Here is a 9,302-nt window from a genome sequence, read left to right on the forward strand (position 1 = left end):
ACGTCATGAATACCGAATATCGCAAGCCACTGCCGGGCACCAGTCTCGACTATTTTGATACCCGGGGAGCCGTGGATGCCATTCAGCCCGGTGCCTACGACGAGCTGCCATACACCTCGCGCGTGCTGGCGGAGAACCTGGTGCGGCGTTGTGATCCGGCCATGCTGACTGAATCCCTGAAACAGCTGATCGAGCGCAGGAGCGATCTGGATTTTCCGTGGTTTCCGGCGCGTGTGGTGTGTCACGATATTCTGGGACAAACGGCGCTGGTCGATCTTGCCGGCCTGCGCGACGCCATCGCCGAGCAGGGCGGCGACCCGGCCAAAGTCAACCCGGTGGTGCCAACGCAATTGATTGTGGATCACTCGCTGGCGGTGGAGCATGCCGGTTTTGACAGGGACGCATTTGAAAAGAACCGGACAATTGAAGACAGGCGCAATGATGATCGCTTCCATTTCATCAACTGGACCAAAACTGCGTTCGAGAACGTCGACGTGATTCCACCCGGCAATGGCATCATGCATCAGATCAACCTGGAGAAGATGTCGCCGGTGGTGCAGGTGCGCGATGGTGTGGCTTTTGTAGATACCTGTGTTGGTACCGACAGTCACACGCCGATGGTGGATGCCCTGGGTGTCATCTCTATCGGTGTCGGCGGTCTGGAAGCGGAAAGTGTGATGCTGGGGCGGGCCTCCTGGATGCGTCTGCCTGATGTGGTGGGCGTGGAACTGAGCGGCAAGTTGCAGCCGGGTATCACCAGCACGGACATGGTGCTGGCAATAACCGAGTTCCTGCGGCGCGAAAAAGTAGTGGGTGCCTATCTTGAATTTTATGGTGAAGGCGCTGCGCACCTGAGTGTGGGTGATCGTGCCACTATCTCCAATATGACGCCCGAATACGGCGCCACTGCGGCCATGTTTTTTATTGATGAACAGACAATCGATTACCTGAAACTGACGGGGCGCGAAGACGAGCAGGTAGCATTGGTTGAAAATTTCGCAAAACAGTCCGGGCTGTGGGCCGGCAGTCTGACAAAGGCAAAGTACGAGCGGGTGCTGACATTTGATCTATCGTCGGTGGCAAGGACGCTGGCAGGGCCATCAAATCCACACGCGTTATTGCCAACCTCGCAACTGGCTGCACGCGGCATCAGTGGCAAGGTGGAGAATGAAGAAGGCAGGATGCCTGATGGTGCCGTTATCATCGCTGCCATTACCAGCTGCACCAATACCAGCAATCCGCGCAATATGATTGCGGCCGGTTTGATTGCGCGCAATGCCAACAAGCTTGGCCTGCAACGCAAACCCTGGGTGAAAACCTCGTTGGCGCCGGGTTCAAAAACGGTAAAGATGTATCTGGAAGAAGCCGGTTTGTTGACAGAGCTTGAGCAGCAAGGCTTTGGCGTGGTCGGATTCGCCTGCACCACCTGTAATGGCATGAGCGGGGCGCTGGACCCTGTTATTCAGAAAGAAGTGGTCGACCGGGATCTGTACGCCACGGCAGTACTGTCGGGTAACCGTAACTTTGATGGTCGTATCCATCCCTATGCCAAGCAGGCGTTTCTGGCATCACCGCCGCTGGTGGTGGCGTATGCCATCGCGGGCACGATACGGTTTGATATTGAAAAGGATGCGCTGGGCACCGATCGTGATGGCAAGCCGGTGACATTAAAAGATATCTGGCCCGGCGATGAAGAAATCGATGCCATCGTCAAACAAAGCGTGAAGCCGCAGCAATACCGTGACGTGTATATCCCCATGTTTGATATCACCCGCGACGCGGAGAACAAAACCGAGCCGTTGTATGACTGGCGCCCGCAAAGCACCTATATCCGTCGTCCGCCGTACTGGGAAGGCGCGCTGGCCGGTGAGCGCCCGTTAAAAAACATGCGCCCGCTGGCTGTTCTGGGTGACAACATCACCACGGATCATCTGTCGCCGTCCAATGCCATCATGATGGACAGCGCCGCTGGCGAATATCTGCACAAAATGGGCGTGCCGGAAGAAGACTTTAATTCCTATGCGACGCATCGCGGCGATCACCTGACCGCCCAGCGTGCCACCTTTGCCAATCCGAAACTGATCAATGAGATGGCTATTGTTGATGGTAAGGTCAAGCAAGGCTCGCTGGCCAGAATTGAACCCGAGGGCAAGGTCACCCGTATGTGGGAAGCCATTGAAACCTACCTGGTGCGCAAACAGCCGCTGATCATCATTGCCGGGGCCGATTACGGTCAGGGTTCTTCGCGCGACTGGGCGGCCAAAGGCGTTCGCCTGGCCGGTGTTGAAGCCATTGTTGCTGAAGGGTTTGAGCGCATTCATCGCACCAACCTGCTTGGCATGGGTGTGTTGCCACTGGAGTTTGCTGCCGGCACGACCCGCAAGACGCTGGAGATTGACGGCACCGAGACCTTTGATGTTATCGGCGATCGCACACCGCGGGCGCAGTTGACACTGATCATCAACCGGGCCAATGGCCAACGCGTTGAAGTGCCGGTGACCTGTCGCCTGGACAGCAACGAGGAAGTATCTATCTACGAGGCCGGCGGTGTATTGCAGCGCTTTGCCCAGGACTTTCTTGAATCGGCACAGGTGTCGGGAGCAAGCGCATGAGTCACAACCCGCAAATAAGAGTGCCGGCTACCTATATACGTGGTGGCACCAGCAAAGGTGTGTTTTTTCTGCTTGATGAATTGCCTGTTGCTGCGCAGACGCCGGGAGTGGCACGCGACCAATTGTTGCTGCGTGTTATTGGCAGCCCCGATCCTTATGGCAAACATACTGACGGTATGGGTGGTGCGACCTCCAGTACCAGCAAGACGGTGATTGTCAGCAAAAGCGCCAGACCGGAGCATGACGTCGATTATCTGTTCGGGCAGGTCGCTATCGACAAAGCCTTTGTGGACTGGAGTGGCAACTGCGGCAACCTGTCATCGGCGGTGGGTGGTTTTGCCATCAGCAAAGGTCTGCTTGATCCCTCGCGGGTGCCAGCCAATGGCCTTTGCACGGTCCGCATCTGGCAGGCGAACATTGGCAAGACCATTATCGCGCATGTGCCGGTCACCAACGGCGAGGTACAGGAAACCGGTGATTTTGAACTGGATGGGGTGACGTTTCCGGCAGCCGAAGTACAGCTCGAATTCATGGATCCGGCTGATGACGGGGAAGACGGTGGTGCCATGTTTCCCACCGGCAATCTGGTTGATGAGCTGGATGTGCCAGGTGTGGGCAAATTGAATGCGACCCTGATCAATGCGGGAATTCCAACAATATTTGTCAACGCCAGCGAGATTGGATATACCGGCACCGAGCTGCAGGAGATCATCAATGATAGCCGTGATGCGCTGGCCCTGTTTGAATCTATCCGCAGTCATGGCGCGGTGAAAATGGGGTTGATCCGGGAGCTCAGTGAAGCTGCCAACAGGCAGCACACACCCAAAGTGGCTTTTGTTGCGCCACCTGCCGATTATGTCACTTCAAGCGGCAAGGCGGTCAAGGTAAACGATATTGATTTGCTGGTGCGGGCGATGTCCATGGGTAAGCTGCATCATGCCATGATGGGCACCGCAGCGGTTGCCATCGGGACGGCGGCGGCTGTGCCCGGTACATTGGTAAATCTGGCCGCTGGCGGGGGGAATCGCAGCTCAGTTGTGTTTGGACACCCATCCGGTACCTTGCGTGTAGGCGCAGAGGCCAACCAGGTTGATGGAGAATGGGTTGTCAAAAAAGCCATCATGAGCCGCAGTGCCCGCGTGCTCATGGAAGGCTGGGTGAGAGTGCCGGGCGTTTGAGTGAGCCCGGCGATCGCAGGGCGCAAAAAATTACTCGGACGAGGTCAGAATCTGCCGCGCTGCCTGTAAATGCTCAGCCGCCTCATGCCCCAGTGTGGTCAGAAAACCGCCGTCCTCATGCTCCACCAGTTCTTTGTGGTACAGACGTTTCGCCGCTGCGATGACCTCTGCGTCGGCATTACTGTGTATTTTCAAGCCCACACGGGCGCTGCTCAGATCGAATTTAAGCAGCAATTCCATTTCCTCAACCAGTTCTTTATTCAATTGCATGATATCCCCTTGTTCCATTGTGCATGCAGCCTGCTTTCTGGAATTATTGTTGAAGCACGCTGGCAGCAATCATCCCACGAAAAAGCACATCAGTCGAAGTAATTGACGCCGGGCTATTTTGCAACGAATTGTAGCCAGCTATGGGTGAACCCTGAATCAGACGCTATAGTCCCGACAGACCCCGATCGCCCACAACGAGCATGGGGATAATAAAAAAGAGAAAATACCATGCAAATCATCAAGCAATGCATGTTCTGGCACTGGCGTTTATCGTCTGTGCTGGTCGCTGCCCACATACTTTTCTTCAGTGGCAGCACTCTGGCTCAGGACCTGACACCACGACTGACCCAGGTCAGTGAGGGCGAGGCACAGATCACCCTGGACGGGCGTCTGGACGAAGCCGTCTGGCAGCGTGTTCCCGCCATCGACGGCATGCGGGTCATTTCGCCCGACACACTGGCCGAAACCAGCCTGCGCACCGATACTCATATTTTCTACACAGAGCGCGGTATTTACGTCGGGGTGATGAATCATCAGGACCCCGGTACTCTGGTAGCGCGCATGACATCGCGTGACACACGGCTGGAGCGTGATGGTTTTGTCATCAACATCGACCCCTCCGGCGAAGGCCTTTACGGCTATATGATGCGGGTGAATCTCGGAGGATCCAAAACCGATGGCACCATTTTGCCCGAACGTCAGATCAATCTGCAGTGGGACGGGTCGTGGGTTGCTGAAACCAGTCCGGTCGACGGCGGCTGGGTAGCCGAGTTTTTTATTCCCTGGACCATGATGGCATTGCCTGGTGTATCGGGTGATTCGCGACGTATCGGTATCTATACCGAACGTCAGGTGGGCCACCTGAATGAAACCTGGTCGTTCCCACCGTTACCCACAACCGTTAATGAGTTCCTGTCCGCCTATTACAAATTTGAGCTTGATGCCGTTGAGCCCCGTGCCCAGCTAACCTGGTACCCCTATCTGTCAGCCTCGCATGACGGCATTCGGGACGATTCCGACTTGCGCGCAGGTCTGGAAGTATTCTGGCGACCGACCACCAATACCCAATTGTCTGCCAGTCTGAATCCGGATTTTGGCAATGTCGAATCAGATGATATTGTGGTCAATCTCACCGCTTTTGAAACATTTTTTCCGGAAAAACGCGCTTTTTTCCTTGAGGGCCAGGACGTATTTAATACCTCGCCACGTAACCAGAGCGCCCGCGGGCCAGGCGGCCCGACCACGCTGCTGAACACTCGCCGTATTGGCAGCGCTGCCCGCTTTGATGTACCCAGTGGTGTCAGTACCATCGCTACTGATGTCAGTGCGCCGAGCGATTTGTTGGGCGCAGCGAAGTTCACCGGGCAGAATGGCAACTGGCGCTACGGCACGCTGCTTGCTTCGGAGGATGACAGCGATATCAGAGGTATCGCACCTGACGGATCGCGGGTAAAAATTGAAGCTGAAGGCCGCGACTTCAGTGTGGGTCGCCTGCTATACGAAGATACCGCTGGCGGTGGCCGTCGCTCCATTGGCTGGATGGGCACCTCGGTGTCACATTCAGAGATCGACGCGGTGGTCAATGGCGTGGATATGCATTATTTTTCCGCCGATGCACGCTGGGTAGTTGATGCACAGGCCGTACACAGTGATGTTGATGGCGTCAGCGGGCAGGGCGCTTTTGCCGATATCATCTTTCAACCCATCCGCGGACGTCAGCACCGCGTTGCCGCCGGTTACCATGATGACAAACTGGAGCTCAATACCCTGGGTTTCCTGACCCGCAATGACCTGATGCACCTGGATTACAACTACACGCGTAATGAATCCAATGTTGAAGGGCTGCTTTCACGCAGCACCAGTATTTTCAATTTTAACCAGTGGAACAGCAACGGCGATTTTGTGCGCCAGGGCATCTTCGCTACCCGCGAATATACGTTTTTGAACAATCACTCGATGCTGGCCAGTGCGCGTTATTATCATCGCCGCATTGATGACCGGCTTGGTCGCGGCAGTGGTGATTATTATGTGCCGGGTCGCTGGCAGTTTGTGTTTGGCTGGGATACTGACCCGTCGCAAACGCTGGTGTACAGTTTTGATCTGGATGCCAACACGGATGATCTGGGTGAACGCAATACCACGACCAGCGCCGGTGTTACCTATCGGCCGGTGGATAATTTTTCACTGCAGGCGGAGGCGGCGTATACTGATCGGGAGGGCTTGCTGGTATACCGTGGCAACGGTCGCTATACCAGTTTCGAGGCGACGCAGTGGTCACCTAAAGTCACCCTGAATTATTTTATTAATGCGCGGCAACAGATTCGCCTGGGCGTACAATGGACCGGGCTGAAGGCCTTCGAAAACAAATTCCTGCAAGTCAATCCTGATCGTATCGAAGAGCTGCACGAAGTCGCCAAACCCAATGCGACCAGTGATGATTTCAGCATCAGCCGGATGACATTCCAGGCGCGGTATCGCTGGGAAATTGCACCGCTGTCGGATTTGTTCATTGTTTATACCCGCGGTGGCAACCTGCCGGGTAACACATTTGATGATTACACTGGGCTGCTACAGGAAGCATGGTCCGAACCCGTAGTGGATACGCTGGTGATCAAGTTGCGCTACCGTTTTGGCTCCTGACACAAACATAATTACGAGTGAGCATATGACGATCATTACCTCTATCCACCGACGCCTGACGGTTGTTGCAACCGGCCTGACGGCAGCGGTAGCACTGACAACGTCATCACAGCTGCTGGCCCAGGGCAGCGATGTCCATCCCGGGGAAGACATATTCGCCAGTTATTGCGCCACCTGCCACGAAGGCGGTGACCCGCGCGCCGCATCGGTGGCGACCCTGCGCACCATGACCGCGGACACGCTGCGCTTTGCGCTGACGGCCGGCCTGATGCAGGCCCAAGGTCAGGTTTTATCGGAACCACAACGTGAAGCGGTGATCGACTATCTGGCGGTGCCGCCGGTGTCCGGGGAATGGCTGAGCGAAAACCGATGTTCCGATGCACAACAGGCCATCCATCTTGATGCGGTGTCACTGGGCAATGCCGGTGGTGACCTGCGTTTTTCCCGCAATCTGAGCGCCGCCCAGAGTGGCTTGAGCAAAGCTGACATGCCGCGCCTGGAACTGGCCTGGGCACTGGGTCTGCCCGGAATCGGGGGCCTGCGCTCGACGCCGGTGATTGCTGGGAATACGGTGTTTTATCCGGCAGGGGCTACCGAACAGGTGCTGGCCCTGGATACGGAATCGGGCTGCATCAAATGGGCGTACGATGCCGGCGCTAGTTTACGCAGCTCAGCCGCGCTGAGTGATGTGCTGGCGACTGGCGGCCAATCAGACGAACAGCCAGACGGCCAGTCAGACGGACAGGCAGACGGACAGGCAGACGGACAGGCAGACGGACAGGCAGACGGACAGGCAGACGGACAGGCAGACGAAAAAACAGGCGGACAGCGTCTGCTTTATGTCAGTGATGAACGCGCCCGGCTGCATGCCATTGATCCGCTCACCGGCGAAGCGTTATGGATCATTGATGGTGCGGCCGACGAGGGTGTCCACACCCGCCTGACCGGCGCTCCGCTATACCATGAACAGCGTCTGTATGTGCCGGTGTCAGCGTCCGGCGTCCAGCGTGGCGCTGAAGCCACCCACGAGTGCTGTGATGGTCGCGGCGCCGTGATTGCGCTGGATGCGCTTACCGGCGAGCGGGTATGGACCTACTACACCATGCCACCGGCCGACTACACCGGTGAGGTCAACTCTGTTGGCACTCGCTTGCGGGGGCCTTCCGGGGCACCGATCTGGTCCAGTCCGAGTCTGGACGAAAAGCGGGGGCTGTTGTATGTCACCACCGGTGAAAATACCTCTCTGCCCGCCACGTACACCAGCAACGCCATCATCGCGCTGGATATCAACAATGGCGAGGTGCGCTGGCAGTTCCAGGCGATCGCCAATGATGTCTGGAACATGGCCTGCACCGGTCGTGAATACGGCCCGAATTGCCCCTCTGCTGATGACAGCATCATCAAGGACTGGGATTTTGGTGGTGCCGCTGCGCTGGTGACGCTGGCTGACGGCAGTGAGCGCCTGGTGGCAGGGCAGAAGTCAGGGCACGTGTGGGCGCTGGATCCCGATGATGGCACCTTGCTCTGGCAGCAGCGGGTGGGTGACGGTGGCGCTCTGGGCGGCAATCATTGGGGCATTGCGGTGGATGGCGAGCGGGTATTTTTGCCCATCAGCGATCCGCATTACGCCAGCATGACCGACGACATGATTGATGCGGGTGTACATGCATTTGATCTGGGCAATGGTGAGCCGGCCTGGGAATACCGCTCGCGACCCGATTGCGCTGATGGCCGCGATTTACGCGTGGAAACCTGTCAGGAGCGTTACGGATTCTCGGCCTTGCCGCTGGTCATTGACGGGGCGCTGGTGGCCGGCAACATTGACGGGCGACTTTTTATTTTTGATGGTGAAGACGGCGATATTCTGTTTGAGTTTGACTCGTCGCAGGGTTTTGCCACTGTCAATAATGTTGAAGCACGTGGCGGTTCCATTGATGCGCACAGCATTTCGGCCGGTGCCGGCATGTTGTTTGTCGGCTCGGGTTATGACCGCTTTCGCCAGCAGGCCGGCAATGTGTTGCTCGCCTTCCGCCCGGGCCAGCCTGAGTGATTCGGATTCGCTTTATTTGATCGGCAGCACGGTGGTGGCCTTGATTTCCTCCATGACAAAGCTGGCCGTGACATCAAACAGGTCGGCGGCGATCAGCTTCTGGTACAGACGGTCATAACCGGGCATGTCGGCGACCACCGCCTTTAGCAGGTAGTCGATCTGCCCGCCGAGCCGGTACACCTCAAGCACACCTTCCACGTCCTGCACCACCTGGTTGAAGTTGTGTGCCCAGTCGGCGTTATGCTGATTGGTGCGCACGGTGACAAAAACCGTCAGGCCCAGCCCCAGTTTTTTTGTATCGAGCAGGGTGACGCGCTGCTTGATGACACCATTTTCCTCCAGCTTCTGCATACGTCGCCAACACGCGGATTTGGAGATGCCCACCTGGTCGGCCAGGTCTGCCACTGACAGGGATGCATCGTGTTGCAGTAAGCGCAGCAGTTTTTTGTCCTGCGAGTCCATACGGTTTGCCTCTGTCTTGTAAACTAGAGTCTTGTAAACGAGAGTCTTGAAACGAGAGTCTTGAAACGAGAGTCTTGAAACGAGAGTCTT

The 9,302-nt window shown here is 56.7% G+C and carries 6 protein-coding genes; 4 read left to right on the forward strand and 2 right to left on the reverse strand.

The window, feature by feature from the left end:
• Positions 1–5 precede the first annotated feature (5 nt).
• Together acnD and prpF are read left to right on the forward strand one after the other, a co-directional pair.
• Positions 6–2,612, forward strand: coding sequence for a Fe/S-dependent 2-methylisocitrate dehydratase AcnD (gene acnD / locus WD071_RS00530; protein WP_368046326.1), 2,607 nt, complete (start codon positions 6–8; stop codon positions 2,610–2,612).
• Positions 2,609–3,790, forward strand: coding sequence for a 2-methylaconitate cis-trans isomerase PrpF (gene prpF, locus WD071_RS00535; protein ID WP_368046327.1), 1,182 nt, complete (start codon positions 2,609–2,611; stop codon positions 3,788–3,790). Before acnD ends, prpF begins: the two co-directional genes overlap by 4 nt.
• A 30-nt stretch (positions 3,791–3,820) precedes the next feature.
• On the opposite strand, the gene WD071_RS00540 is transcribed toward prpF, so the two are convergent.
• Positions 3,821–4,060 (reverse strand): TIGR02647 family protein, encoded by a 240-nt coding sequence (locus WD071_RS00540; protein ID WP_368046328.1) that lies wholly within the window; start codon positions 4,058–4,060, stop codon positions 3,821–3,823.
• Positions 4,061–4,288: 228 nt separating this feature from the next.
• On the opposite strand from WD071_RS00540, the gene WD071_RS00545 reads away from it, so the two are divergent.
• Both WD071_RS00545 and WD071_RS00550 read left to right on the forward strand, forming a co-directional pair.
• Positions 4,289–6,700 (forward strand): DUF5916 domain-containing protein, encoded by a 2,412-nt coding sequence (locus WD071_RS00545; protein WP_368046329.1) that lies wholly within the window; start codon positions 4,289–4,291, stop codon positions 6,698–6,700.
• 25 nt (positions 6,701–6,725) lie between these two features.
• Positions 6,726–8,750 carry a PQQ-binding-like beta-propeller repeat protein gene (locus WD071_RS00550; RefSeq protein ID WP_368046330.1) on the forward strand — a complete coding sequence of 675 codons (2,025 nt, stop codon included), beginning with the start codon at positions 6,726–6,728 and terminating at the stop codon, positions 8,748–8,750.
• 12 nt (positions 8,751–8,762) lie between these two features.
• Here the strand turns inward: WD071_RS00550 and WD071_RS00555 are convergent, their stop codons facing one another.
• The gene (locus tag WD071_RS00555; RefSeq protein ID WP_368046331.1) at positions 8,763–9,212 is read right to left on the reverse strand and encodes an Lrp/AsnC family transcriptional regulator; all 450 of its coding nucleotides are present in this window, start codon (positions 9,210–9,212) and stop codon (positions 8,763–8,765) included.
• Between the last annotated feature and the right edge of the window lie 90 nt (positions 9,213–9,302).

The sequence above is a fragment of the Pseudohongiella sp. genome (assembly GCF_040877505.1).
In the GTDB taxonomy this organism is placed as follows: domain Bacteria; phylum Pseudomonadota; class Gammaproteobacteria; order Pseudomonadales; family Pseudohongiellaceae; genus Pseudohongiella.

Excerpts from the sequence above, each read along its gene's own strand:
- acnD (WP_368046326.1), top strand. The coding sequence starts at position 6 with ATGAATACCGAATATCGCAAGCCACTGCCGGGCACCAGTCTCGACTAT.
- prpF (WP_368046327.1), top strand. The coding sequence starts at position 2,609 with ATGAGTCACAACCCGCAAATAAGAGTGCCGGCTACCTATATACGTGGT.
- WD071_RS00540 (WP_368046328.1), bottom strand. The coding sequence starts at position 4,060 with ATGCAATTGAATAAAGAACTGGTTGAGGAAATGGAATTGCTGCTTAAA.
- WD071_RS00545 (WP_368046329.1), top strand. The coding sequence starts at position 4,289 with ATGCAAATCATCAAGCAATGCATGTTCTGGCACTGGCGTTTATCGTCT.
- WD071_RS00550 (WP_368046330.1), top strand. The coding sequence starts at position 6,726 with ATGACGATCATTACCTCTATCCACCGACGCCTGACGGTTGTTGCAACC.
- WD071_RS00555 (WP_368046331.1), bottom strand. The coding sequence starts at position 9,212 with ATGGACTCGCAGGACAAAAAACTGCTGCGCTTACTGCAACACGATGCA.